This is a genomic window from Xanthomonas sp. NCPPB 1325 (assembly GCF_041477645.2).
GTDB lineage: Bacteria > Pseudomonadota > Gammaproteobacteria > Xanthomonadales > Xanthomonadaceae > Xanthomonas > Xanthomonas cannabis.
Genome location: NZ_CM192985.1, coordinates 287,339 through 311,413 on the forward strand (window position 1 = coordinate 287,339; position 24,075 = coordinate 311,413).

Annotated in this window: 18 protein-coding genes and 1 CRISPR repeat array (1 of these 19 running past the window's edge); of the genes, 5 read left to right on the top strand and 13 right to left on the bottom strand. The window is 64.4% G+C overall.

The window, feature by feature from the left end; genetic code table 11:
• Nucleotides 1-1,412: direct repeats of the CRISPR family, unit length 28 nt; unit sequence TTTCTGAGCTGCCTACGCGGCAGTGAAC (it extends 4,196 nt beyond the left edge of the window).
• A 130-nt stretch (nucleotides 1,413-1,542) separates the two neighbouring features.
• The 8 genes from cas6f to ACCQ10_RS01255 all read right to left on the bottom strand — a co-directional run bounded on the left by cas6f (nucleotide 1,543) and on the right by ACCQ10_RS01255 (nucleotide 11,486).
• Nucleotides 1,543-2,109, bottom strand: coding sequence for a type I-F CRISPR-associated endoribonuclease Cas6/Csy4 (gene cas6f, locus ACCQ10_RS01220; protein WP_372361938.1), 567 nt, complete (start codon nucleotides 2,107-2,109; stop codon nucleotides 1,543-1,545).
• A gap of 4 nt (nucleotides 2,110-2,113) precedes the next feature.
• On the bottom strand, nucleotides 2,114-3,151 hold the full coding sequence (gene csy3 / locus ACCQ10_RS01225) for a type I-F CRISPR-associated protein Csy3 (RefSeq protein WP_372361939.1): 1,038 nt from the start codon (nucleotides 3,149-3,151) through the stop codon (nucleotides 2,114-2,116).
• Nucleotides 3,152-3,177: 26 nt separating this feature from the next.
• Entirely contained in the window at nucleotides 3,178-4,194 is a 1,017-nt protein-coding gene (gene csy2 / locus ACCQ10_RS01230; protein WP_372361940.1) for a type I-F CRISPR-associated protein Csy2, read from the bottom strand.
• Complete coding sequence (gene csy1 / locus ACCQ10_RS01235; protein ID WP_372361941.1) at nucleotides 4,191-5,552, bottom strand: type I-F CRISPR-associated protein Csy1; 1,362 nt, start codon at nucleotides 5,550-5,552, stop codon at nucleotides 4,191-4,193. The genes csy2 and csy1 overlap by 4 nt, the downstream gene beginning before the upstream one ends.
• A 75-nt stretch (nucleotides 5,553-5,627) precedes the next feature.
• A complete protein-coding gene (gene cas3f / locus ACCQ10_RS01240; RefSeq protein WP_372361942.1) occupies nucleotides 5,628-9,017 on the bottom strand; it encodes a type I-F CRISPR-associated helicase Cas3f in 3,390 nt (1,129 codons plus the stop codon).
• The gene (gene cas1f, locus ACCQ10_RS01245) at nucleotides 9,014-10,003 is read right to left on the bottom strand and encodes a type I-F CRISPR-associated endonuclease Cas1f (RefSeq protein WP_372361943.1); all 990 of its coding nucleotides are present in this window, start codon (nucleotides 10,001-10,003) and stop codon (nucleotides 9,014-9,016) included. The genes cas3f and cas1f overlap by 4 nt, the downstream gene beginning before the upstream one ends.
• A 197-nt stretch (nucleotides 10,004-10,200) precedes the next feature.
• Nucleotides 10,201-10,422 carry an SDR family NAD(P)-dependent oxidoreductase gene (locus ACCQ10_RS01250; protein ID WP_372361944.1) on the bottom strand — a complete coding sequence of 74 codons (222 nt, stop codon included), beginning with the start codon at nucleotides 10,420-10,422 and terminating at the stop codon, nucleotides 10,201-10,203.
• Nucleotides 10,419-11,486: an MBL fold metallo-hydrolase gene (locus ACCQ10_RS01255; protein ID WP_372361945.1), complete on the bottom strand. Its 1,068-nt coding sequence runs from the start codon at nucleotides 11,484-11,486 to the stop codon at nucleotides 10,419-10,421. The genes ACCQ10_RS01250 and ACCQ10_RS01255 overlap by 4 nt, the downstream gene beginning before the upstream one ends.
• A gap of 96 nt (nucleotides 11,487-11,582) precedes the next feature.
• Here ACCQ10_RS01255 and ACCQ10_RS01260 point away from each other — a divergent pair, with 96 nt between their 5' ends.
• Entirely contained in the window at nucleotides 11,583-12,215 is a 633-nt protein-coding gene (locus ACCQ10_RS01260) for a TetR/AcrR family transcriptional regulator (protein WP_372361946.1), read from the top strand.
• A 312-nt stretch (nucleotides 12,216-12,527) separates the two neighbouring features.
• On the opposite strand, the gene ACCQ10_RS01265 is transcribed toward ACCQ10_RS01260, so the two are convergent.
• The 4 genes from ACCQ10_RS01265 to ACCQ10_RS01280 all read right to left on the bottom strand — a co-directional run bounded on the left by ACCQ10_RS01265 (nucleotide 12,528) and on the right by ACCQ10_RS01280 (nucleotide 16,496).
• Nucleotides 12,528-12,890: a VOC family protein gene (locus ACCQ10_RS01265; RefSeq protein WP_372361947.1), complete on the bottom strand. Its 363-nt coding sequence runs from the start codon at nucleotides 12,888-12,890 to the stop codon at nucleotides 12,528-12,530.
• Between the two features lie 73 nt (nucleotides 12,891-12,963).
• Entirely contained in the window at nucleotides 12,964-13,689 is a 726-nt protein-coding gene (locus tag ACCQ10_RS01270) for a DUF6597 domain-containing transcriptional factor (protein WP_372361948.1), read from the bottom strand.
• Nucleotides 13,690-13,933: 244 nt separating this feature from the next.
• Complete coding sequence (locus ACCQ10_RS01275; protein ID WP_372361949.1) at nucleotides 13,934-15,196, bottom strand: cation:proton antiporter; 1,263 nt, start codon at nucleotides 15,194-15,196, stop codon at nucleotides 13,934-13,936.
• Nucleotides 15,197-15,539: 343 nt separating this feature from the next.
• A complete protein-coding gene (locus tag ACCQ10_RS01280) occupies nucleotides 15,540-16,496 on the bottom strand; it encodes a LysR family transcriptional regulator (protein WP_372361950.1) in 957 nt (318 codons plus the stop codon).
• 117 nt (nucleotides 16,497-16,613) lie between these two features.
• Between ACCQ10_RS01280 and aceB the strand changes: the two genes are divergently transcribed.
• From aceB to ACCQ10_RS01300, 4 genes are all read left to right on the top strand, one after another.
• Nucleotides 16,614-18,230, top strand: a complete 1,617-nt coding sequence (gene aceB, locus ACCQ10_RS01285; RefSeq protein WP_372361951.1) for a malate synthase A — start codon at nucleotides 16,614-16,616, stop codon at nucleotides 18,228-18,230.
• A 163-nt stretch (nucleotides 18,231-18,393) separates the two neighbouring features.
• Nucleotides 18,394-19,689, top strand: a complete 1,296-nt coding sequence (gene aceA, locus ACCQ10_RS01290) for an isocitrate lyase (protein ID WP_372361952.1) — start codon at nucleotides 18,394-18,396, stop codon at nucleotides 19,687-19,689.
• 192 nt (nucleotides 19,690-19,881) lie between these two features.
• Nucleotides 19,882-20,958, top strand: a complete 1,077-nt coding sequence (locus ACCQ10_RS01295; RefSeq protein WP_104580214.1) for a GGDEF domain-containing protein — start codon at nucleotides 19,882-19,884, stop codon at nucleotides 20,956-20,958.
• Nucleotides 20,959-20,961: 3 nt separating this feature from the next.
• Nucleotides 20,962-23,463, top strand: a complete 2,502-nt coding sequence (locus ACCQ10_RS01300) for a putative peptide modification system cyclase (protein WP_372361953.1) — start codon at nucleotides 20,962-20,964, stop codon at nucleotides 23,461-23,463.
• Nucleotides 23,464-23,740: 277 nt separating this feature from the next.
• Here the strand turns inward: ACCQ10_RS01300 and ACCQ10_RS01305 are convergent, their stop codons facing one another.
• Nucleotides 23,741-24,037 carry an NHLP-related RiPP peptide gene (locus ACCQ10_RS01305; protein ID WP_372363026.1) on the bottom strand — a complete coding sequence of 99 codons (297 nt, stop codon included), beginning with the start codon at nucleotides 24,035-24,037 and terminating at the stop codon, nucleotides 23,741-23,743.
• Nucleotides 24,038-24,075 lie beyond the last annotated feature (38 nt).

Genomic DNA, 24,075 nt, shown 5'->3' on the forward strand with positions numbered 1-24,075 from the left:
TTTTTCTGAGCTGCCTACGCGGCAGTGAACAGGCCCTTGGCACTGCCCTGGCTACACGTATCTTTCTGAGCTGCCTACGCGGCAGTGAACCTGTCCTTCGCCGTGAACGATGCCGCTGCCGTTTTTCTGAGCTGCCTACGCGGCAGTGAACGGTGACCACCTGCGGTGCAAGGCGCGCAAGCTTTTCTGAGCTGCCTACGCGGCAGTGAACTGGATAACCGGGATCATTGAGTCGCCTCGACCTTTCTGAGCTGCCTACGCGGCAGTGAACAGACCTGAGGGCATACCGTTACCCCTCGAATATTTCTGAGCTGCCTACGCGGCAGTGAACCGCATCTGCTGGGTTACACCTACAGGATTCCCTTTCTGAGCTGCCTACGCGGCAGTGAACGCGGGGCGGTGTAGAGCGGGCGGGCGGTGTGTTTTCTGAGCTGCCTACGCGGCAGTGAACGGCTGGCGGGCGGCGTTTAGCTCAGCCAGCAATTTCTGAGCTGCCTACGCGGCAGTGAACAAGCGCGTGCTCCCGTACGGCAATGTCATAACTTTCTGAGCTGCCTACGCGGCAGTGAACACCGTCAGCAACATCCCGACGCAGGCTTAACCTTTCTGAGCTGCCTACGCGGCAGTGAACATGATTCCGTCGATTTCCTCGCGGCTCATGCATTTCTGAGCTGCCTACGCGGCAGTGAACATGGTTTGGGCCGCCCTGGCGCTCAATCGATTGTTTCTGAGCTGCCTACGCGGCAGTGAACAGGAGCCGGTGCTTCAAGTAATCGAAGGACCCTTTCTGAGCTGCCTACGCGGCAGTGAACCGCAGCTGGTTGCTGTTGATCAGATTGCCGATTTTCTGAGCTGCCTACGCGGCAGTGAACGCACCGCTGCGATCGGCTGGCTTCATGCATATTTTCTGAGCTGCCTACGCGGCAGTGAACGTACGTGGTACGGTGGGTCAGGTCCTCCCCGTTTTCTGAGCTGCCTACGCGGCAGTGAACGCGAAGAACAGTGCCGCCGACATACCCCGATATTTCTGAGCTGCCTACGCGGCAGTGAACACCAGGATCTGACCGTCTGCGGTGCGCAGTGTTTTCTGAGCTGCCTACGCGGCAGTGAACAACCTGGCCAACGACAAGCCGCTGGCCAGCGTTTTCTGAGCTGCCTACGCGGCAGTGAACACGTCGTCTGCTGCGACTTTCTCATCGCAGTATTTCTGAGCTGCCTACGCGGCAGTGAACTCGGCATAGAACTCCGAGTCCTCGATCATCTGTTTCTGAGCTGCCTACGCGGCAGTGAACGTGATGGTCTGCGTACCAACTGCCGAGCTGTATTTCTGAGCTGCCTACGCGGCAGTGAACGACCGCGAGCGAATCGCTAACGCTCACCTAATTTTCTGAGCTGCCTACGCGGCAGTGAACCAAGACAAAAAGTCACTCAACCCGTTGAAGCTACAGGAAAAGCGCGCCTCAAAAAGAACGGGCCCCTTTTTTCAGGAGGCCCGCCAAGTCGTTGATTTTAAGGAAAAGCGTGGTGCTCTTGGAAAAAGGGTCAGAACCAGGGGATGGTGGCGTCCTGGCTCAGGCCGTAGCTGTTGAAGCTGCCCGGTAGTGCGGTAGACGACAGTGGACCCTGGCAGATGAAGAGTGGGAACGACGGTTGCCCTGTGCTGCGGCTGCCCAGGAGCACGAAGGGCAGTTGCAACTGTTCGGCGACCGAATCCGGAATGCGCTGCAGCGCCGCTTCCGCATCCAGTCCGTGACGCCGCATCGCCCGGCGACGTAGGCGCGACGGGCTGCTCTTTGCCTGTACCCGTGTTACTTGTCGATGCTGTGTGTCAGCGGGCACCGCGCCGATGTCCGATACTGACAGATAATCGTTCATGCCTTGCAACCAAGGCAGGGCCATCACTGTATCTAACGAAGCATGCAATCCATGCAGGCGCACGTGGGTACCCAGGCTGGGCTTGCGCAAATCGTAGCGGGGGAAGCTGACGCCGATGTCCTGCCGCTCGTGCTGCGCGAGCATGCGGTGCAGCCGGACATACAGGCCGCTGAGCAGTTGATGCGGCGCAAGCTCCGGGTCGGGGCGAAGTTGGATATCCACATAGTGGTCCATGGCGTCAGCCCGCGTCGCCGAAGACGCCGCCCCGGATCAGCGTGGCGATCACGAAATGCTGTTGGTCCGGTTCCGGCAGCTTGTCCTTGATCACCCAGCCGTCGAGCAGGTTGTAAAAATCCAGCTTGGCCTTGGGCTGCCGGTAGGCCTTGCCTTGCGTGGTGACCGAGCCATACGGTTCGACCGCAATCGGGCCGTTCTCCTCCGCCTCCGGGTACCAGGTGTCGATGGTGCGCAGCGCATTGCCGATCTTCTGCGAATGGATGGCGGCCACTGCGTTGTCGCCCTCGCCGACGTGGTAAAGGGTCTTGCTCTTTTTGCTGCTGCCCTTGTCCAGGATCAGCTCCTGGGAGGGAAACACCTCCTGGCCCGCGCCCACGCGGACGAAGGCAGTGACCTGCAGCAGCACATGCGTGCTGCCCGCCAGCGCGGAGGCAATCAGCGCGGACAATTCGGCCAGATCCGTGGTTTCGGCCGCTGGCCCCTGCAGGCTGCGCAAGGAGTGTGCGTGTGCCTGGAACGTCCACTGCGCGGCGGGCGTCCCGCTCTTCAGGTGCGCTACCTGCACTTCCACCTGTTCTGCGCCGATCCGGTTACGCCAGAGAAAGCGCCCATTGGCGAGATTGGCCGCATAGCGCTGCGCGAGGGCGTCGAAGCCGTGTTGTTGCACGTAGCCGGCGACTGTGGCGGCGAGTTTCTTGCGGTAGTCGGCATCGTTGCAGGCCGAGGGCGTGCCGGTGCCACCGAGCACGCGCAAGGTGAATTGCACCTTCAGCGTGTCGGCCGTCAACGGCAAGGCGGCCACGTCCACGGTCTGCAGGTTGGGGTTCTCGATCGCCGCGTCGAGCTTGGCCGGATCCTGGTCCTTGGTCTTGAGCCGGTTGGAGATGGTGCCGCGCACGGATTTCTCGCGCAGCTTGACGGGTTGCCAATCGGCGGATGCTGCGCGCGCCGCCCAGCTGCCGGAAAACAACAGTGCGTCGGACGGGTCGAGTTTGCGCTCGAAGGCGAGGACGGAGGCGGTCTTGAGTTCGGTTGCCATGCTGGAATTCCTTGTCGTGAGGTCGGTCAGTCGAGAGCGAAATTGAAATCTTCGTGCGGTTCGGGCGTGGTGGTTGTTGCAGCGGCAAAGTCGTTGCGGCAACGGTACAGCCCCTGGTCCGGGGAGTTGCTGGCGTACCAGAGCAGCTGTTGCGGGGTATCCAGGCGGTGCGGACTGATCCACTGGCCGAGCGAATACAGGCTTTCGACGAAGCGGAACGGTGTGGTGGCGTCGCGTGCGTTGGCCACGCTGCCGGCCGCATGCACATCGCCCAGCGCGCCGTAGCCCACCGGGATCGGTACGGTCCAGCCGCCTCCGCCACGGTCGTTGCTCCATACGCCGTCGTCTTTCGGGTGCTCGCCCGCGCGGTGGCGCCAATTGATGCGCGACAGCGAAAGCCACGCATCGAGCCGGGTGGCGGCGGGGTCGATGGCCTGCAGTTCGGCGGCACGGGTATCGAGCAGGTCGCCGCGCTCCACCAGTGCGAAGCCGGGCAGCAGCCGCATGCGCGTCTTGCGGAATTGCGCGGTACGGTCGTTCTCGGTGCCGGTCAGGTCCAGCGTCCATGGCTGGTAGCGGTGCCGCGATGGCTGCGCCGGTGGCCGCACGCTGCCACCGGCGATGCGCATGCCGGAGAGCAATTCGGCCACGGTGGCCATGTCGGCCTGATGGACACGCGGGTCGTCCATCCAGCGCCTGCTTTGCACGCCAAGCAACAGGCTCAGCTCCAGATGGATGCGGCCCTCCTCGACGATGGCGGCGGTCTTGCCGTCCTTGCCGACCGGGTTGCGCGTCAAATGGAATGCCTTGACGAAGCCGCCTTCGGTCACGTGTTCTTGGTGGTCATGGCAAATCGCGCCAACCGCCCGAAATGCCAGGTCCAGCCCGACCGCATGGGTCTTGCGTTGCAGCGCCCACATGACTCCCAGCAGCGCGGTCATCGACGGGAAACCATGCGTCAGCGGGCTAGAGACGGCGTTGGCGTTGTGCACCTGCAGGCGGGGCAACACCAGCAAATGACTGAAAGCGGGACAGGCGTTCATAGGTGACTCCCCGCGAGCGGGCGCCGTTGCAGCGGCATTGGCCAAGCTGCATCGACAATCGCTTGCCAGGCCCAGTGGCGGTGTTCGCTGTCGCCGACGCTGGTCAGCCCTGCCTCGCGCAGCCGCGCGTTGACCCAGTTGGCGAAGTGATCGGCCACCGCGTCCGGCCAGTCGCCGAAGGTATAGGCAGCATTGAAGTCCTCATCGTCCTGCGTCCATTCCGGGTGGTGCGGATTACTGCGCACAGGCAATTCGGTCCGTTCCGGATCCAGCCACAGCCGTTCGTAGAGCGGAAGCTGGCAGTCCGCGTCGCGGGTCCAGCCGGGTGGGAAGCGGGCGTGGGTTTCGGCGGCGAACAGTGCCAGCTGCGCGCCGAGTTCCTGCTCGATCGGTTGGCGCGTGTCGCGCGTTTGCTTGTTGGGAGGCGGTTCTGTGAGCAGGAAGTCCGTCAGCCGCTTCATCGTGGCGCGAACGCCCTTGAAATAGCCAATCCGGTCGATGGCCGAGGCGGTCTTCAACAGGCTGCGCGGATGTTCCTGCGTCCAGGTTGGCGGCAGCGATGCCAGCAGATAATTCACGCCGCCACGCTCGCTGTTGAGCTGGGAAATGTTCTGCGGCTTGGTGCCCCCGAGCTTGCGCGCCACCAGGTTGCGGTAATCGCGGTAGCTGCCGGCGTGCGGCTCCCTGGCGCGCCAGGCCTGGCGCGCCAGCTTGTTCGTCTCGCCGAAGCGCGCTTGCTGGATGTCCGCATGCACCACGTGCGCCAGTGCGCTGGAGAACATCGGTTGCAGCAAGTGGTATTGCGTGTCGTCGGTCGGCTGGTCGCCGAGCAGCCAATAGACCTGCTTGGCTTGCGCATGCGAGACCGGTTGCGGATCGCTGCGCACCAGCGTGCCGAAGGCCTGCATCCAGCCGTCGGCGACCTCGGCGTCGGCATGCAGGGCGGCGCGCAGGTCGCTGTCGCCGGCCAGCATCCAGTCCAGCAGCCGTCGCCCCTCGACCTCGATCTTGAGGAACTTGAACACGTCCAGTGCGGCGGCATTGCCGACCACGTCCTGCGCATAGCACTCGCCCAGAAGGTGGCTGCCGATCTCGGCATGCCGCGGCAGGTCGCCGGGCGGTACGTGCAGGCTGCTGCCGCGCGCATCGGGATGGGTGGCCTTGAGCACGTGGGTGACGGCCTGGATCTGGCCCACCCGGCGCGCCGCGTCGGCCAACCAGGTCCCGTATTCGTATTTCGACGCCGGTCCGGTGGCGTCCTCGCCTTCGTCGTCCTTCAGCTTGGCCTGCCGCCGTGCTTCGATGAAGTCGGAGATGGCTGCGTGGAAAATTTCTGGTCTTTCGGTCAGTTCTGCCATCAATGGTCTCCCTGTTGATCCTTCAGCGTTTCATTTGATAGCCGCATGTAATCTCTTAGACTGAGATTGCCTGCTTCATCCTCCTTTGAATTTTGCAAACCCCAACCACGGGTGATATCGCCAGCCTTGGTCATTAGCCGGCACCCTCACCGTGGCCAGCTTTTTTGCGCAGGCTTCCAGTGGCAGATCCAGGTACTCGGCCTGCTCGGCGAGTAGGCTTTCTAGATCGAAGCTGCCCCATGGGCCGATGCCGGGGGCGGGAGTCAGCGCGATCTCGCGCCGTTGGCTCTGCTCGATGCGCACATAGAGGTCGGTGCCGCGACCGCCAGACGATTGTTCGATCCGGTGCAGTCGCGGTGCCTCTTCCTCGTCCGGCAGGAACACCAAGGTGGTACTGGGTTGGCTATCGTGGCGGAACGGTTGTTGCTGAGGCAGCACGCCGGTCAGGGCGGCCTGCGGATATTTCCAGGCGACGGCCGCCTGGTCGGGTTCCAGCGGGGCGGACAGGCCGCTGGATGCATCCGCCGCCAGGTCTTTCAGCATGCAGGTGGCGATGCGGGCCTGTTCCAGGTCGACGAAGCTGCTGGACGGTTGCCACTGCGCGTTGGGCCGAGGCCGGATGCGTGGCAAGGCCGTGAGCGTGCGGTATTCGTCCGCGAGCAGGGAGTCGTGCAGCCAGGGGCTGGTCAATTGGAACCGCTTTGCGGATCTACCCGTTCCTTCCTTCTCGAACCCAGGTCTGAGATAGATCCGGCGGTCCTGGCCGCCAACTTGAAAGTGTCGCAGGTTGGTGTCGAAGATCAGCACGTTCGGCGCGTCGCCGGTGGTGCCGCGATGGCGTTGCACGCGCCCGGCGAGCTGGATCAGCGAGCGCATCGACGAAGGTTCGGCCACTGCCCAGTCGGCGTCCCAGTCGCGACCGACCTCGCACACCGGGGATGCCAGCACAACGAACATCTGCTCGCGCTGCGGGTGGGCGTCGATCAGCGCACGGATGGCCGGCAGGCTGTAGACGCGCTTGCCATCGCCACGCCGATCGAAGGCCGCGTCGAGCTGGTGTTCGATGGCCGAGCGTTGCACCAGCGGAAAGCGGGCGTGATAGACGCACAGGTGGATCTGCGTGTCCTGCGGCGCCCCAGAGGCATACAAGGCCTGCGCGACACCGAACAGGGGGTCAATGTTGGCCATGCGCACCAGGCCGAAACTGATGCGCTTGCCGCTGACAGTATCGTGTTCCGCATGCGCACCGTGCAGGCGCAGGCAGGCATTGCGGACATGCGCGGCGAATGCGGCATGCAGTGACGCATCCTGCAAATGAGGCGGCAGGTCCAGCGGCAGCAGTTCGCCGCGTCGCAATGGCGTGGCCTTGGCGAGCAGCGTGGCGCGCTTGTCGACGAACTGCGTGTGCTGGTCTAGGAAGCCGCTGCCGCTTGGGCATGCGGCGACCTGCACGCCGAACTCGTCGCTCCACAGGCAAGGGACCGCCAGCGTCGCGTCGGCCCGGCCGCCGTCTTCTCCACGGTTGCGCCGATAGTGCTGGCGTCCCGCGCGGTAGGCCAGGTACATTCCGGTCACCAGTGCTGGCGGCAGCGTCGCCGAGGACAGCACGACGCGCGTGCCGAGCATGCCGGCCCAGTGCACCAGCCGTGTCAGCGCGGGCAGGTCGTCGAGATCGTAGTCGTCCAGTTCGTCGAGGATCAGGTCCGCGCTCATCAAGCGCAGCATCGGCGCGATCTGGCGGCCAGCGCGCAGCGACTCGGTGGCCGGCACCATGTGGTCCACCGTGCAGACCAACATTGGCGCGGACAGTAGTTTGCCGATCTCCGGGTCGTGCAGCGCCCGCGACAGCAAGGGGTGATCGGTAATGACGCCTTCGTACAGCACGTGGCTGTCTTCCTCGATCAAGTCCTGCACGGAGGCCGAGCCATGCGCTTCGGCCTTGTGTTCGTAGAACGCGAACAAGGCGCGGCTGGCCGAGCCGCCCACGCGGATCGCCAGTTCGTCCTCGTCCAGGTGCAGATCGGTGCGGAAGCTGCGGCCGGTCTGCAAGGTCAGCGTGCGCAGGCCCAGGGCATAGGTGGCGCGCAACCCATGCTGGGGATCGGCCAGGGCGTAGAGGATGCGCGCGTTGGCGAGCGTCTTGCCGCAACCGGTTGAGGCCATGTTGACGATGAAAGCGCCTTGGTCACGCGCCGTCTCGCGCAACGAGGCGGCCGCATCGAATGCCTTGTCTTGCCAGGAAAAACGTGGATCGGCACTGCGTTTGCGCAGTCCGCGGTGATTGGCCAGCCTTGGCAGATGGCGTTCGAAGCCCGGCAGCGCATGGGCGATCAGGCCGGCATCGCGGGCGACCCCGAGCAGGTGCTCGTCCAGCGGTTGCTTCAGGTCGCCGTGGTAGTCGGTATTGGCGTACAGCTGCGTCCGGCCGTCGCCGTGCAAGCGCTGCGGCGAGGCCTTGGGTAGAGCCGAATAATGATGGTCGGCCAGCATCAGGCTGAGCCTGGCCAGATGCATGACGTAGGGATTGTCGAGCCAGTTGTCCGCGCGGCCCGCACGTCGTTCCAGCAGGCGTTTGGCCAGGCGCGCGGCCTGTGCGCGCCACTTCGTCTCCATCACCGGGAGTGTGCCTGCGGGTGTCCAGTACGACTGGATCCTGTTGATGTCGGCCGGCTGACGGATTTCGTTCCAGTCGTGCGCCAGCAGCGACAACGGCGTCTCCAGCCATGCGGAATGGAAGGTGGGCGCGCGCTTGCCCAGCCGGGCCTGCGCACCGTCGTCCTGGATGACCGGCACGACCGGAAGCCGGTGATGGGTGAGCACAAGCCACGCCACGGCCGCCGCAATCGGTGGCAGCTCGCGGAAGGGAAAGTGGGACGCCGCGTTGACGCCGTCGCGCTGGTAGCGCGTGTCGGCCAACCAGTCGGCTTCGTCGTAAGCGTCCGGGTCGGCCAGTCGTTGCAGCCACTGCGCATCCTCGTCTTTGCCGACGAAGGCCTGAAACAAGCGCAGCGATACCCATTCGTGGCGATAGAGGTTGCGCTCCTGCAGCTGCCCGCACAGCCGTGCCTGGAAGGCGATACTGGCCTTGCCCATGTCGTGCAGCAGGGCCGCCAGTTGCGCGAGCAGGCGGATATCCTCGGCGGTGTGCCAGTCGTTTTCGTCTTCGCGCCGCAGCACGTTGCGCGTGGTGGTGTTGGTGGGTACCGCGCCTTCGGCATTGAAGCGGCGGGCGTCTCCCACGATCCACAGCAGTTCGGAGTGGTCGCGGCCGCGGATCCAGTGGCAGGCGACGGCGCTGTTCTTGCGCGCGGTCTTGCGCAGCAGTCTGCGCAATGTCGTCAGGCCGGCTTCGGTGATCGGCGTTTGCCAGGTGCGGTCGCCGAGCCGCTCGGCGAATTGGTCAAGGATGCGCCGTGTTTCGGTCAGCGCACGCTTGTCGCACTGCGAGATCAGCAGGACGTTCACCGCGCAGGTCCCGCGCTCTTCGCCGCGGCGGTCTGCAATGCGATGGCCTTGAGCGTATCCAGCATGAAGTCCAAGGCTTCGCTGCGGGTGAGGACTTCTATGCAGTTGCGGCGAAAGGCCTGTTCGTCGTCGCCGCGCATCGCCGACAGGAACGCCTGCGGCAGGATGCTGGCGTCCTTCACCAGGTCCGCGATGTCGAACACCAGGCCACCGCGCCGGGTCTTGCCGTGCAGTACGGCCAGCCCGTGCGGCAGGCCCAGAACCCAGCTGGCGGTTGCGCCCAGGCCATAGGCCAGGTAGTTGCCGTGGTCGAGGAAACGGTTGGCCGGATCGGTTCCGCTGCCGCGCTTGGCGCGGGTGAAGTCGCCATAGCCGACGGTATCGACGGCGAGTTTGAACAATGCCTTGGTCAGCCTGGCCTCTTCGGTCAGCAATGCGGTGTTGTCCTGGGCCTGTTCAATAGTGCGGCGGGTTTTCGCCAGCAGTGCATCCAGTCTGGCGATATCCGGCGCGAAGCCCGCTTCCTTGAGCGCGCGCTGTTGCCATTGTTCGCCGATGCGCAGCGCGCGTGCGTGTTGGAATGCCTTGGCGGCCATCAGCCGCAAGTCGTCCTCGAACCAGAAAGACACCCAGGCCTGCAGGTACTCGGTGGGCCGATATTCGCTCTGCGGCGAGAACCAGGCCACTTCCACATCCATTTCGTTGGCCGAGAACAGCGGCGTGCCGCCGCCACCGCAAAAACCCACCAGCACGCCTGCCTTGGCCAGCTCACGCATCGCCGCCTGTGTGATGGACGTGCCGGTGCCGAGCAAGACCGTGGTGGTATTAGCGATCGGGATGTTCCAGTACAGCGCGCGCTTGCCTGCGTCGGTGACGTATTCGACCCGGCCACCGTTGACGAGGACGCGGCAGTGCTGCAGGTAGTAGATGTTCGCGCGCTTGGAATGCAGGATGGTCTTAAGGTCCGATGCCGACAGTTCTTCCATGTGCGGACCTCTCCTTGAGTAGGCGGCTTGCCGGCAGCCTTCCGCCCTCGATACTAGGGTGTATCAAGCGGGCTTCGCAAGCTGGCTCCCGCGTCGGCGGACTGGCATTTTTCGGCCATGGTAAGGCGATGGAAAGCGTCTGCTTTCAAGGCGATGCGCGGTGTGCAGTGATGCAGAACGCATACCGTGGACGTCCCTTATACCGTTGACCACTCGACGCACATGCCGGTATCCGCATACCTCGCAAACAGCGCTTGCTGCGCCGCTTCGCTCTTGTCTAGGTTGCACGCGATCAGCACAAGGTTGGCTCCGGCACTGGCTAGCGCGTTGTCGTAATCCAGCCCGCCGGGACTGGCGCCGGTGATCACGGCCACCCGCGCCCGCTGCGGCGGCAGGTCGGCCAGCGTCCAGCCGCTCATTGCGCCAGCGCCCGCGTTTCAGGCAGCGTGCGCCACCAGCGCTCGCCGGTGGCCGGCTGGCGCAGGTCCACCCACTCGCCCATCTGCGGCGTGGTCAGCGGTACGTTGGCGGCCGCCGCCAGCGCGACGATGCGCTCGAACGGTTCGGACCAGACATGCATGGCCAGATCGAAGGTGCCGTTGTGGATCGGCAGCAGGGTGCGGCCGCCGATGTCGATAAACGCCTGCAGGCTCTGCTCCGGCTGCATGTGCACGTCCGGCCACAGTTGGTCGTAGGCGCCGTTCTCGATCAGCGCCACATCGAACGGCCCTAGACGCTGGCCGATCGCCTTGAAATGCGGGCCGTAACCACCGTCGCCGCTGAAGAACACGCGCAGGTCGCCATCCTGGATCGCCCACGAGCACCACAGCGTGCGGTCGCGATCGAACAGGCCGCGTCCGGAGAAATGCCGCGACGGCGTGGCGGTGAGCGTCAGGCCATCGACCTGCACCGACTGCCACCAGTCCAGCTGCTGCACCTTGGCCGGATCCACGCCCCAGCGCACCAGCAGATCGCCCACGCCCAGCGGCGCGACGAACACGCCAACGCGGTCGGCCAACGCACGGATGGTGGCGCGGTCCAGATGGTCGTAATGGTTGTGCGACAGGATCACCCCGGCCAGCGGCGGCAACGCATCCAGTGCGATCGGCGGCGCGTGGAAGCGCTTGGGCCCGGCGAAAGCAAACGGCGACGCGCGCTTGGAAAACACCGGGTCGGTCAGCCACAGGCCGCCACGCAGCTTCATCAACACGGTGGAATGGCCCAGCCGGAACAGGCTGTGATCCGGCGCGGCTTGCAGCTGCGCCGCAGTCAACGGCGTGACCGGCAGCGCCTGCGACGGCACCGTGTGGGCCGGCTTATTGAACAACACCTCCCACAGCAAGCGCAGCCCGCCCAGAACCCCGGGGGTGCTCAGCGAGGTCGGCAGTGTGTTGCGAAAGCGCCCATTGCGAAATTGCGGCGAAGCGGCGTGCGATGCGGCGTGGGGCAGCTGACGGGACTGGGTGAGCACGACAGGTTCCATCGTTGGGCAGGGGCGAACACGGAAGTTGCACTAAACTTACACTGCACAGTGTAGTTTTATTCGGCAAATGTAAACTGACGGGTGTAACATGCAGCCATGTCCAGTTCATCCGATTCGGCCCCGGCGCCGCAGCGGCTCACCGACCGCAAGCGCCACGCCATTGTTGAGGCGGCCATCGCACAGTTCCGCCAGCACGGGTTCGAGGCCACCAGCATGGATCGGGTCGCCGCCGCCGCGGGTGTCTCCAAGCGCACCGTCTACAACCATTTCCCCAGCAAGGACGCCTTGTTCGGCGAGATCCTGCGCGGGCTATGGCAACGCAGTGCCGAGGCGGTGAGCCTGGCCTATCGCCCAGACCAATCATTGCGCATGCAGTTGACGCAATTGCTGCAGCAGAAGCTGCACCTGCTCGACGATGCGGCCTTCATCGATCTCTCGCGCGTGGCCATCGCCGAAGGCATCCACTCGCCGGAGCGCGCACGCGCGCTGCTGGCGCAGCTGGGCAGCAAGGAAGAGGGCACCACCACCTGGCTGCGCGCTGCGCAGGCCGATGGCCGCCTGGCGCCGGTGGACCCGGAATTCGCCTCGCAACAGCTGCAGTCGCTGATCAAGGGCTTTGCGTTCTGGCCGCAGCTGGCGATGGGCCAGCCGCCGCTGTCGGCTGACCAGCAGACACAGGTGGCCGAGTCGGCGGTGGCGATGTTCCTGGCGCTGTACGGGCGCACGTAAGCGCCGCTTGCAACATGGCGGCGCGTACGCAGGCGGGTGCGGCCCTACGCCCGGAGGCGGCCATTGCCGCTCTCACCTTGCGCGCTGTTCGTGCCGTCCATGCGCCGCTGGCTGACCTGCGATGTTCTGCCTGCCGCTGCAGTGCAGCTGTGCGCACCGGCAGGCATCGTCCAGCATCCACATCGCGTTCGAGCACGCTGCGTGCACGCAGGCGCACCGGCAATGCCCAACATGCCTGTCGCTGGCTGCGTATCTGCACCGTGGAAGGCTGGGAACGTCTACGCGCAGTCGGAGGCAATCATGTCGCGCGGCTCACGCGCCGGCAGCATCCTGCGTCCACACCGCCAGCGCGTAGCCGTGCGGGTCGGTGAAGTGGAAACGTCGCCCGCCCGGGAATGCGAACACCGGGCGGGTGATGGTGCCGCCAGCGGCTTCGATGCGTGCCTGGGAGGCGGCCAGATCGTCCGAGGCCAGGACCACCAGGGCGCCACCTGGTTGCGGGGCTCCATGGAAGAAGCCGCCGCTCAGGCGGCCGTCGCGGAATTCGCAATAGTCCGGTCCGTAGTCCTGAAACGTCCAGTCGAACGCCGCAGCGTAAAACGCCTTGGCGGTGGCGATGGAGGCCACGGCAAATTCCAGATAGTCGATACGGTGATGCTGTGCGTTGCGTTGCATGGCGATGTCCTCGCGGTCGGTGGCTGCACAGCGTGCCCTGCGCAGCGACCTGGCGGCTTGGCGAAAACGGCCATCACCGTGCGTGTTGCTGCACCAGCTCACGTGGACTCAGCTGGGCAAGCAGGCGCGCATCGCGCACCAGATGCGGTGCATCGCCATACCCGGCCTCCAGCGCGGCGGCGGTCAGCGTGGGTTGGCTGCCTGCCAGCCGCAGGAAACGCTGCAGCCGCAAGATCCGCTCCAGCGTCTTGGGGCCATAGCCGAATGCTGCGTGACAGCGCCGCCGCAGCTGCCGCTCGCTGATCTCCAGGCTTGCGCACAACGCCGGCAGGCGCGGCGCTGCAGGCCCGGCCAGCTGGGCGAAGGTGAAGGCCATCTGTTGGTCCACGGCCACCGCGCGGTGACGACACAGCGCATGCAAGGTCTGCAGCACGTCGCTGCCATCGCACAGCTTCTGTTGCCACTCGCCTGCATCGCGGCCCCACAGCGCATCCAATGCCACGCGCTGGTCGGCAATATGGTGCAGCGGAATGCCCAGCACACCGGCGGCCGCGCCTGCAGTCAATCGCACGCCGGTGAGCACGTTGCCGGCGGCTACGCAGGCCATGGTCGCGACATGGTCGGGGCCGGCGACGAACAGTGCAGCGCCATCCCAGATCAGGTCGACACAGCCGTCGGGCAACACCCGCACCGGCGCATTGGCCGCACCTTGCCGGTGGCGCCAGCTGCAACGCAGCTGGGTGCGCAACTCGGGCGGAGGTGGGAGCTGCGTATAGCGGGATTGGATTTCTGAGGACATGGCGCCAGTCTGTAACACGACGCGTCAACGCGCCTGGCGGAAGAACTGTGCTGTGAGGCGGATGCCGCCAATGCGGCAATCGCGCAGCGCAATCACCCTTGCCACCCGCGTTACCGGTGGTGGCAAGGGCGCTTCACGTCCTGCCGGTGCGATCGCGCGCGAGCAGCGCAGTGTCGACGCGCAGCTCGCATGGCTGCCGGTGCGCGCTGATGCAACGTCGGCAAGTGCAGCGGCAGACAACACGTCAGTGACCCGGATGGTTCGCTTGCATGCCGTCGGCCGGGGCCGCATGGCGCCGGCCATGAAACCAGGCCACCATCGGCGAGGTCATCACCGTGGTCACCAGCGTCATGCCGAACAACAGCGTGAACAGGTCCGGGCCGATCACGCCGCTGTCCAGGCCGATCTTGATCACCACCAGTTCCATCAGGCCACGTGCATTCATCAGCGAGCCGACGGTGAGACTATCGCGCCAATCGTGCCCGCTCAGCCGCGCGCCCAGCGTGCAGCCCGCCAGTTTGCCGGTCACCGCCACGCCGATCACCAACACGAAACCGGCAATGCCGGCGCCGGCAAACGCACTGGGGCTGGTGGCCTGTCCGGCGACGGCAAACAGCACCGGCATCAGCAAGGTGATCGCCAGCGGTTCGATGCGCCCGGCCAGATGCTCCAGCAAACGGTCGTCGCGCGGCAGGCAGATGCCGAACACGAATGCACCGAAGATCGCATGCAAACCGATCCATTCGGCCACCGCCGCGCAGCCCAGCAGGCCGATCAACACCCACACCAGCGCAGTGGAGGCATAGCGGCCATCGCTCGCCCGCGGCCGCAGCAGCCGCGCATACGCCGGCTTGAGCACGCCGAACACCAGTGCGATCAAGACCAGCGCACCGGCCGCAGTAAATGCCACACCGCCGTGCGCAGTGTTGCCGGTGAGCGTGAGCACGATCGCCAGGAAGATCCATACCGTGGCGTCGTCGATGACCGCCGCGCCCAGTGCCAGACGGCCGGCCGGCGTGCGGGTCATGTTGCGGTCCTTGAGGATGCGCGCCAGCACCGGAAATGCAGTGACCGACATGGCTGCCGCAATGAACAGCGCAAACGGCCAGAAGCCGACGCCGTGCGGCGCAAAGCGCGGAAACAGCCACGGCGCAGCGGCCAGTCCCAGTGCCAGCGGCAACACGATGCCCGACACACCAACCAGCACCGACGCGCGCACCTGTGCCTTGGTGCCTTCCGGTGCACGCAGCTCCACGCCGACGACAAACATGAAAAGCACCACCCCCAGATTGGCCAGCCCCGACAACGGCGGCAGGCTTTTGGCGGCGAACAGCGCGTCATGCAGCTGGGGCAGCCACGCGCCGAAGGCGATCGGGCCCAGCAACAGGCCGGCCGCCATTTCACCGATGACCGGCGGCTGCCCGACCCGTTGCAATAGCGCACCACACAGGCGCGCCGCCCCCAGAATCACTGCCAACTGCACCAGCAACAACGTGGTCGGATTCATTGCGTCAACGTTCCATTGGTTGAGTCGGCTCGACGTGCGGGTCGAGCGCGCTGCATGCGGTCCGTCGTTCCCCTGGACAGACCACGCGCTCGTGCGCTGCAGTGTAGGCGGACGTCATTGCGTCGTGCATTGCACGATCGTGCATCGCGCGCAATGTCGCCTCCAACGGTGTGTAGGAGCCACACACCGTGCATCGCCGTCCTGTCGCGTTTGCTGGTTTTGTTGCACAGCACACGGCGCCTGCGCAATCGACACATGGCACGTGGCAACCTCGACCGCGACGCGCACTCATGGAGCGGGGTGCGCCAATAAATTCGGGTGATCGCGTCGATCACCTGACGGCTCAGCGCTCCGAGTCGCCGCTCTCGTCATAGCCGCGCGGCGTAAACAGATCCGGCTGGATCAGTTCGATGAAGGCGCGTGCCTGCGGCGACAGATACTTGCCCTTGCGCACCACCACGCCGTAGCTGCGGGTAGGGAAAAAATCCTTGAGCGAGCGCGTGGCCAGTTTGTCGCGATCGGCATCGGTGACGCAGATGGCGGTCACGATGGAAATGCCCATGCCCATCGCCACGTACTGCTTGATCACCTCCCAGCCGCCCACTTCCAGCGCCACGGTGTAGGGCACCCGGGCCTGTTGAAAGATCAGGTCGACCAGGCGGTAGGTCACCTGCCGCCGCGGCGGCAGGATCAACGGATACGGCGACAGATCCTGCAGCGACACCGTGGGCTTGTGCGCCAGGGGATGGTCGGGCGGTGTGATCAACAGCTGCTCGAAGCGGTACACCGGTGCGTAGTTGAGGTCGGCCGGCACGTCCAGCATCGAACCAACCGCCAGATCCACCCCATCCTCGCGCAGCAGGTCGGTGCCGTCGGCGCTGATCGCGTTGTGCAGGGTCAGCCGCACATCCGGATGGCGCGCACGGAAGTTTTCCACGATGCGCGGCAACAGGTACAGGATGGTGGAGCTGTTGGCGGCGATGGTCAGCTCGCCCGCATCCAGCCCGCGCACCTTCTCGCGGAAGCTCGCCTCCAGCCCGTCCAGGCTTTCCACCAGCGGCAGTGCCATGTCGTACAGCAATTGTCCCTCGCGGCTGGGCGCCAGCCGCCGTCCGGAGCGTTCGAACAAGGGCACACCCAGGTCGCGTTCCAGTGCCTGCAGTTGCAGGGTCACCGCCGGCTGGCTGACGTACAGCGCCTCAGCAGCCCGTGAGACCGAGCCCAGTCGCACGGTCTGGCAGAACGCCCGCAGCGGTTTGAGCCGATCGGATTTGTAGGAAAATCGAGGGGTTGGCGCCATATCGGTAAGCGATCATCGCTTGATATAAGTCCACCTTATTTACAGCATTGATAAAACTGCTTTGTCAAATAGTCCGTCGGCGCGCACGGTGCAGGTCCGGACGCACAAGGAACTCCCATGTCTGCCACCGCTTTCGCTCCACGTCCTACCGACCGCGCCACGCCAGGTCTGTCGTTGACCACCCAGGTCGCCGGGCAGGCAGAACTGCTGCCGCCAGCGGCGCTGGCGCTGCTGGTCTCGCTGCACCGCGCGATCGAGCCCGGCCGTCAGCAGCGTCTGGCCCAGCGGCGCGCCCGCCAGGCCGCCTTCGACGGCGGCCAGCTGCCGGATTTCCGCGCCGACACCCATGCCATCCGCGAGGGTGACTGGCGTGTTGCGCCGTTGCCGGCGGCATTGCAGGACCGCCGCGTCGAAATCACCGGTCCCACCGATCCGAAGATGGTCATCAACGCGCTCAACTCCGGCGCCAAGGTGTTCATGGCCGACTTTGAGGACTCCACCGCACCGACCTGGCGCAACCTGCTCGCCGGCCAGCGCACCCTGGCGGCCGCCGTGCGCGGCGATCTCAGCTTCGATGCGCCCAACGGCAAGCACTATGCACTGCGCCCGGAAGCCGAACGAGCGGTGCTGATCGTGCGCCCGCGCGGCTGGCACCTGGACGAAAAGCATGTCCACATCGACGGGCAGCCGCTGGCCGGCGGCCTGTTCGATGCGGCCCTGTTCGCCTTCCACAACGGCCGCGCGCTGCTGGCCAGGGACCGCGGCCCGTATCTGTATCTGCCCAAGCTGCAGAGCATGGAAGAAGCCGCACTGTGGGAAACGGCGCTGTCGCATATCGAAGCGATGCTGGGCCTGCCGCACGGCCAGATCAAGGTCACCGTGCTGATCGAAACGCTGCCGGCGGTCTTCGAGATGGACGAGATTCTGCACGCACTGCGCGAGCGCATCGTGGGCCTGAATTGCGGGCGCTGGGATTACATTTTTTCGTATCTGAAAACCTTCCGTGCGCACCGCGACCGCGTCCTGCCCGAGCGCGGCCAGGTCACCATGACCCAGCCCTTCCTGAAGGCGTATTCGGAACTACTGATCAAGACCTGCCATCGCCGCGGCGCGCATGCGATGGGCGGCATGGCCGCGCAGATCCCGATCAATCACGACGAAGCCGCCAACGAACAGGCGATGGCGCGTGTGCGTGCCGACAAGCTGCGCGAAGTCAGCGCCGGCCACGATGGCACCTGGGTGGCACACCCGGCGCTGATCCCGGTGGCGATGAAACTGTTCGACGAGCACATGCCCACCGCGCATCAGCAGCATGTGCTGCGCAACGACGTGCAGGTGACGCGCGACATGTTGATCGCCCCGTCGCCGGGCACCATCACCCGCGCCGGTTTCGACGGCAATGTCGAAGTCTGCGTGCGTTATCTGGCTGCGTGGCTGGACGGCAATGGCTGTGTGCCGATCCACAACCTGATGGAGGACGCGGCCACTGCCGAAATCAGCCGCGCGCAACTGTGGCAGTGGCTGCATCACGGCCAGCATCTGGATGATGGCACCGCCATCGATCAGCACCTGCTGCAGGCCACCTTGCGTGCGCTGCCGGCCCGGTTGGGCGCCACCACCACGTTGCCTGGCGCCGCCCGCATCGATGAGGCGATCGCCTTGCTGCAGGAGCTGAGCGTTGCCGATGCACTGGCCGACTTCCTCACCGTGCCGGCGTACCGCCTGATCGATTGATCGCTGCCGCGGCACCGCCACCGCGTATCGCCGCAGCTCCTGCCTCACCGCAGCACACCGCCCGTTGCGCGCCACCGCGCAACGACGGCCTTGCCTTGCCGCGTGCGCCGTCGGGCACGCCGCTTCCCTGTTCCATCCGTCGTCCCCCTCCGGAGAACGCAAGATGAGCACCACACTGCAAAGCGCCGAACAACTGCAGCAGGACTGGGCCAGCAATCCGCGCTGGACAGGCATCACCCGCAACTACACCGCCGCCGACGTGGTGCGCCTGCGCGGCACCGTGCATGTCGAGCACTCGCTGGCGCGGCTGGGCGCCGAAAAACTATGGACGTCCCTGCATGCCACCCCGTTCGTCAACGCGCTGGGCGCCTTGACCGGCAATCAGGCGATGCAGCAGGTCAAGGCGGGCCTGAAGGCGATCTACCTGAGCGGTTGGCAGGTGGCGGCCGATGCCAACCTGGCCGGGCAGATGTATCCGGATCAGTCGCTGTACCCGGCCGATTCGGTGCCGGCGGTGGTCAAGCGCATCAACAACACCTTGCTGCGCGCAGATCAGCTGCATCACGCCGAAGGCAACGATGCCATCGACTTCCTGCAGCCGATCGTGGCCGATGCCGAAGCCGGCTTCGGCGGCGTGCTCAATGCCTTCGAACTGATGAAGGCGATGATCGAAGCCGGCGCCGCTGGCGTGCACTTCGAAGACCAGCTGGCCTCGGTCAAGAAGTGCGGCCACATGGGCGGCAAGGTGCTGGTGCCCACGCGTGAGGCGATCGAAAAGTTGAACGCCGCGCGCCTGGCCGCCGACGTGCTGGGCGTGCCGACGCTGCTGATCGCGCGCACCGATGCCGAAGCAGCCGACCTGCTCACCAGCGACGTGGATGCCAACGATCAGCCGTTCACCACCGGGCAACGCACGGTCGAAGGTTTCTTCAAGACCCGCAACGGCCTGGACCAGGCGATCAGCCGCGGCCTGGCCTACGCGCCCTATGCCGATTTGATCTGGTGCGAAACCGGCAAGCCGGACCTGGCGTTTGCGCGCGCCTTCGCGCAAGCCATCCATGCCAAGTACCCGGGCAAGTTGCTGGCCTACAACTGCTCGCCCAGTTTCAATTGGAAGAAGCATCTGGACGATGCCACCATCGCCAGATTCCAGACCGAGCTGGCCAGCTACGGCTACAAGTTCCAGTTCATCACCCTGGCCGGGTTCCACGCGTTGAACCACAGCATGTTCCAGCTGGCGCACGGTTACGCCCGCAGGCAGATGAGTGCGTTTGTCGACTTGCAGCAGGCCGAATTCGAAGCGGCCGACCGGGGCTTCACCGCGGTCAAGCATCAGCGCGAAGTCGGCACGGGCTACTTCGATGCAGTGACGCAGGCGATTCAGCAGGGCCAGTCGTCCACCACGGCCCTGCGCGGCTCTACCGAAGAAGAACAGTTTCACGGCGACAAGGCCGCCTAGCCTGCAGCGGGCGGCCAGACGTTCGCCACCCCGGGAGGGGGAGGGGCCCGGACAACCGGGCCCCTTTTTTTTCTGGCATACCCGTCATTTCGTCTCTTTGCTTGTGAGAAAGAGTGTGACCTGGTACTGAACAAGGGGGTCCTGTAGGATTTGTCCATGGGCTAACGTTGTAGGCCGGCCTAAGGAAACTGGATGACTTGCCACAACTCCACAGGCGCAGTCGAGCCGACGGGAAGCGTTGCCAAAACGCTTTCGGACGGGCTGCACGCGTCGATGACTGCCGAGGAACTTGCATTTTTCGCGCGTTTTGGCCGGCTGCGCGACCTTGCCGCGGGCCAGGCGCTGTTCGAGCGCGGCGCGATCGGCACGCAGATGTTCATCGTGGTCAGTGGCCAGATCGACCTGGATTTCGGCGAAGACCTGATGCTCAAGCATCTGGGCCCGGGCGAGTTCTTTGGCGAGCTCGGCCTGCTGATTGGCGACCATGCGCGCAGCGCGGGCGCCAGTGCGTCGATGGACAGCCGCCTGATCGAACTGGCACACGACGATTTCCGGCGCCTGGTCGACCACGACCCGTCGATGGTGGCGCACTTTCTGCGCCGTTCCATCGTGCGTGTGGTCAATAACGAGCAATTGCTGATCCGCCAGTTGCGCCGCCGCAACCATGACCTGGAAGCGGCGCTGGACAACCTCTACGTCACCTCGCACCAGCTCAACCATACCGAAGAGCTCAGCCGCACCGACGAGCTGACCGGGTTGCACAATCGCCGCGGCCTGGCGCTGTATCTGCAGGAATGCCGCCGCGCCGGCAACGTGCCCGGCGTTGGCCTGATCCTGATCGATTGCGACCGCTTCAAGCGCATCAACGACGAATTCGGTCATCTGGCCGGCGACCGTGTGTTGCAGAACGTGGCGCACGCATTGCGGTCGGTCATCGCCGAAGGCGATCTGGCCTGCCGGCTCGGGGGCGACGAATTCTGCGTGCTGGTGGCGCAAGGCACGCGCGAGCTGGTGCACCACATCGGCGAATGCATCGTGCGCGCGGTGGAAGCGCGCCTGTGCAACGGACCGAGCGAGCAAGGCTGCTCGGTCAGCGTCGGATTGTGCATGATCGATGCGGATGCGGCCTGGAACGATTGGTATACCCTCGCCGACAGCGCCCTGTACGAAGCCAAACGGCAGGGCGGCAACGTGCTGGCCATGCACGATGCGATCGCATCGGCGATCTCGCCGCCGCCCGGTACCACGCCCGATTCGGGCCATCGTTAAGTCATGAGCGCCCGCAACGCACGCAAGGACGCGTCGTCGGAGGCTATCCAGGCACCACGTCTGCGCACCTTGCTGTTGACCGATCTCTGCGACTCGACCGCGCTGGTCGAACGCATCGGCGACAACGCCGCCGCCGCCCTGTTCCGCGAACACGACCGCCTGGTGGTCAAGCTGCAGCAGCACTGGCGCGGCCGCCTGATCGATCGTTCCGACGGGCTGTTGTTGTTGTTCGATCGCCCTATCGACGGCCTGGGCTTCGCGCTGGATTACGCGCGCGGGCTCAAGGCCATGAGCGATGCCCATGCCCAGCCGCTGTGCGCGCGGCAAGGGTTGCACGTGGGCGAGGTGCTGACCTGGCGCAACAGCGACGAGGCGGTGAGCATCGGCGCCAAACCGCTGGAGGTCGAAGGCCTGGCCAAACCGACTGCCGCACGCCTGATGTCGATGGCACGCCCGGGGCAGATCCTGATCTCGGCAGTCGCCGAATCGCTCACCCACCGCGCTGCGCGCGAGCTGGGCGACCGCGTCGAACGCATCCTGTGGAAATCCCACGGCCGCTGGCGCTTCAAAGGCGTCCCCACGCCGATGGAAATCTACGAAGTCGGCGAAATCGGCCTGACCCCGTTACGCGCCCCGAAGAACTCCACCAAAGCCTGGCGCGATGTCCCGCTGTGGCGGCGGCCGGCGGCGTTGGTGGCAGAAGTCGGCGTTGTGCTGGCAGTAGGAATTGCGGTGTGGTTTTTCGTTCGCCCACAACCGGCCATTGCGTTTGCGAAACGCGACTGGGTGGTGGTAGGTGATTTGACCAATCTGACCGGTGACGGGCTGATGGATGGCTCGTTGGATCAAGCGTTTCGCATCAGTCTTGAGCAATCCCGTTACGTGAACGTGCTTGGCGACGATCGTGTGCTGAAAGCTCTGGAAATGATGCGTAAAGATCCAACGATAAATCGCCTGGATCGTGCAACCGCATCGGAAGTTGCAGTTCGTCTGGGAGTCAAAGCGGTATTGCTGCCATCCATCGCGTCGGTCGGGGGGCGGACACGCTTTGCGGTCGAGGTTGTAGAGCCACAGAGCCAGCAGACGTTGGCAGTCAGCACGGCCTTCGGCTCGGGATCGAGCGTACTGGCTGCCGTCGATCAGGTAGCTCAGGACTTGCGTGATCGCTTGGGCGAAGATGCCAAAAGCATCCAGCAACAAAGCCACCCGCTTCCTGAAGTGACAACGTCCAGCCTGGATGCGCTGCGCGCCTATGCTCTCGGACAAAGACGATATGCTCGAGGGGATTATGAAAATGCGTTAGGTTTTTATCGCAAGGCAACCGATATCGATCCACACTTTGCGTTGGCTTGGCTTGGTCAGACCCGGGCGTACTTCGCCAAAGTCGACTACGCTAATGCATTGGCGGTCTTGGCCCGTGCGAAGGTATTGATTGCCAGACTTCCAGCCAGAGAAGCAATGTATGTGGAAAATTGGGACATTCAGATAGTCAATCCGCCTGCAGCTACCGATGGGTGGATCAGGATGGCAGAGCTGTACCCTGACTACGCTCCGGCTTCGCACAATGCGGCGATAGGGCTTTACGCGGCCAATCGCTTCGGTGACGCCTTGCCGTACGCCAAGCGAGTCGCAGACAGCAAGGTGGATCTTACGAGTATCGGTCTGGATCAGTATGGCCGGATCTTGTTGGCGCTTGGAGATTTTGAAACCGCCGACTACGTGCTCGGTAGGGCAGTCAAGTCCGGATGGAGCGGTGCATTGCGACGCCAAGCATCGGTTGCTGCTGCAAAGAAAGACTTTGCCAAGGCATGGCAACTACTCGCTCGCGTCCCGGAGAATAACTATCACGCGGACATCGAGCGCACGTCGGTCGCCCTCGATTCCAATGATGTCTTCACTGCCGTTGTGCGGTCAGAGTCAGGTCTTAGGAACGGCCCCGCTCAATCGGGTGCAGACCAACGGATCTACTATGTACCGGCTGCAACAGCAAAACTGATGAGTGGAAACGCGGCTGCCGCAATCTCTTACGCACGGCAGGGCGCTAAAGGGGCCTTGGACGCGTTAGACCATGAGAGCGCTGCCGATGCGATTGACGATATGGCGATTGCACTTGCAGCCGCCTTGGTCGCGCAGCAGGCAGGGGATCAAACGGTGGCGACAATGACGCTGAAGCGTTTGGAGACAGGTGGCCCAGCCAAGGACAATCGTCTCATCAGCGAACTGGAGGCGATCGTACGCGCAGAAAGGCGACGCGTAACTGGCAAACCCCTAGAGGCTTTGTTGCTGCTTGAACCCTTCCTCGATACACAATCGCGCATTCAGACCCGTGCCGCTGCGATGCGAGCCGCAGCGGACGCTGGAAATCAATCAATGTCGCGCGAGCACGCATCGTGGCTACGCGCTCGCCGCGGGATGGCTTATGCGGAAGCTGAGTGCGGCTATTGTCTACAGCCACTGAACGTGGTCGCTGTCGATGCGGCTACGGATCAGTTTGATGGGTCATAACAGACACCCGGAAACGATCAATGCATGCCCGAACATGTGAGGCGCGTGGTGACTTGGGTGGTGTTGTGAGGGCGAAGAGACCTAGATATAACCTGCCGGAGCAATGCTGCTGCGCTTGCGAGTGCCCGACGTCCACGATGCAGCATCCGTGCCGCGACTCGCTTAGAGTTGACCACGCGAGGGCCGGCCTTAGCACCACACTGCTTCAGTCCGTGCTTGGATAGCAGCGCTTATTGCCTGTGTACCGATTCCATTGCCAAGCAGGTGCTGGATGAAATTACCTGAGTGTCCTGGTGCCACCGAAGCCGGCTTCAAGCATCGGAACAGTTTGACTTGTGCCACTGGTCAGCATTGCGTTGATTTCGTCCCGTGCATCGGCAATGGTCCGCTTGTCTGCCAGTTCAACTGCACCGCAATCATTGACGAAATTCTTCAGGTCATCGGGATCTTCTGCGATATGCCCCGCCCGCGCCAGGGCTGCAACAGGGTCCTTTACAAATAGTTCTCTGAACGCATCGTCCTGAGACAGCAGCTGGACCAGGGCGTTGGCGACAGCTGGCTCTAATTTCAACATTGGCATGACGCTTGAAGATCCGAAGAATGAAATCGGCT

What these genes read in the sequence shown, in the direction of transcription:
- cas6f (WP_372361938.1), bottom strand. Translation starts at nt 2,109, where the DNA reads ATGGACCACTATGTGGATATCCAACTTCGCCCCGACCCGGAGCTTGCG.
- csy3 (WP_372361939.1), bottom strand. Translation starts at nt 3,151, where the DNA reads ATGGCAACCGAACTCAAGACCGCCTCCGTCCTCGCCTTCGAGCGCAAA.
- csy2 (WP_372361940.1), bottom strand. Translation starts at nt 4,194, where the DNA reads ATGAACGCCTGTCCCGCTTTCAGTCATTTGCTGGTGTTGCCCCGCCTG.
- csy1 (WP_372361941.1), bottom strand. Translation starts at nt 5,552, where the DNA reads ATGGCAGAACTGACCGAAAGACCAGAAATTTTCCACGCAGCCATCTCC.
- cas1f (WP_372361943.1), bottom strand. Translation starts at nt 10,003, where the DNA reads ATGGAAGAACTGTCGGCATCGGACCTTAAGACCATCCTGCATTCCAAG.
- ACCQ10_RS01250 (WP_372361944.1), bottom strand. Translation starts at nt 10,422, where the DNA reads ATGAGCGGCTGGACGCTGGCCGACCTGCCGCCGCAGCGGGCGCGGGTG.
- ACCQ10_RS01255 (WP_372361945.1), bottom strand. Translation starts at nt 11,486, where the DNA reads ATGGAACCTGTCGTGCTCACCCAGTCCCGTCAGCTGCCCCACGCCGCA.
- ACCQ10_RS01260 (WP_372361946.1), top strand. Translation starts at nt 11,583, where the DNA reads ATGTCCAGTTCATCCGATTCGGCCCCGGCGCCGCAGCGGCTCACCGAC.
- ACCQ10_RS01265 (WP_372361947.1), bottom strand. Translation starts at nt 12,890, where the DNA reads ATGCAACGCAACGCACAGCATCACCGTATCGACTATCTGGAATTTGCC.
- ACCQ10_RS01270 (WP_372361948.1), bottom strand. Translation starts at nt 13,689, where the DNA reads ATGTCCTCAGAAATCCAATCCCGCTATACGCAGCTCCCACCTCCGCCC.
- ACCQ10_RS01275 (WP_372361949.1), bottom strand. Translation starts at nt 15,196, where the DNA reads ATGAATCCGACCACGTTGTTGCTGGTGCAGTTGGCAGTGATTCTGGGG.
- ACCQ10_RS01280 (WP_372361950.1), bottom strand. Translation starts at nt 16,496, where the DNA reads ATGGCGCCAACCCCTCGATTTTCCTACAAATCCGATCGGCTCAAACCG.
- aceB (WP_372361951.1), top strand. Translation starts at nt 16,614, where the DNA reads ATGTCTGCCACCGCTTTCGCTCCACGTCCTACCGACCGCGCCACGCCA.
- aceA (WP_372361952.1), top strand. Translation starts at nt 18,394, where the DNA reads ATGAGCACCACACTGCAAAGCGCCGAACAACTGCAGCAGGACTGGGCC.
- ACCQ10_RS01295 (WP_104580214.1), top strand. Translation starts at nt 19,882, where the DNA reads ATGACTTGCCACAACTCCACAGGCGCAGTCGAGCCGACGGGAAGCGTT.
- ACCQ10_RS01300 (WP_372361953.1), top strand. Translation starts at nt 20,962, where the DNA reads ATGAGCGCCCGCAACGCACGCAAGGACGCGTCGTCGGAGGCTATCCAG.
- ACCQ10_RS01305 (WP_372363026.1), bottom strand. Translation starts at nt 24,037, where the DNA reads ATGTTGAAATTAGAGCCAGCTGTCGCCAACGCCCTGGTCCAGCTGCTG.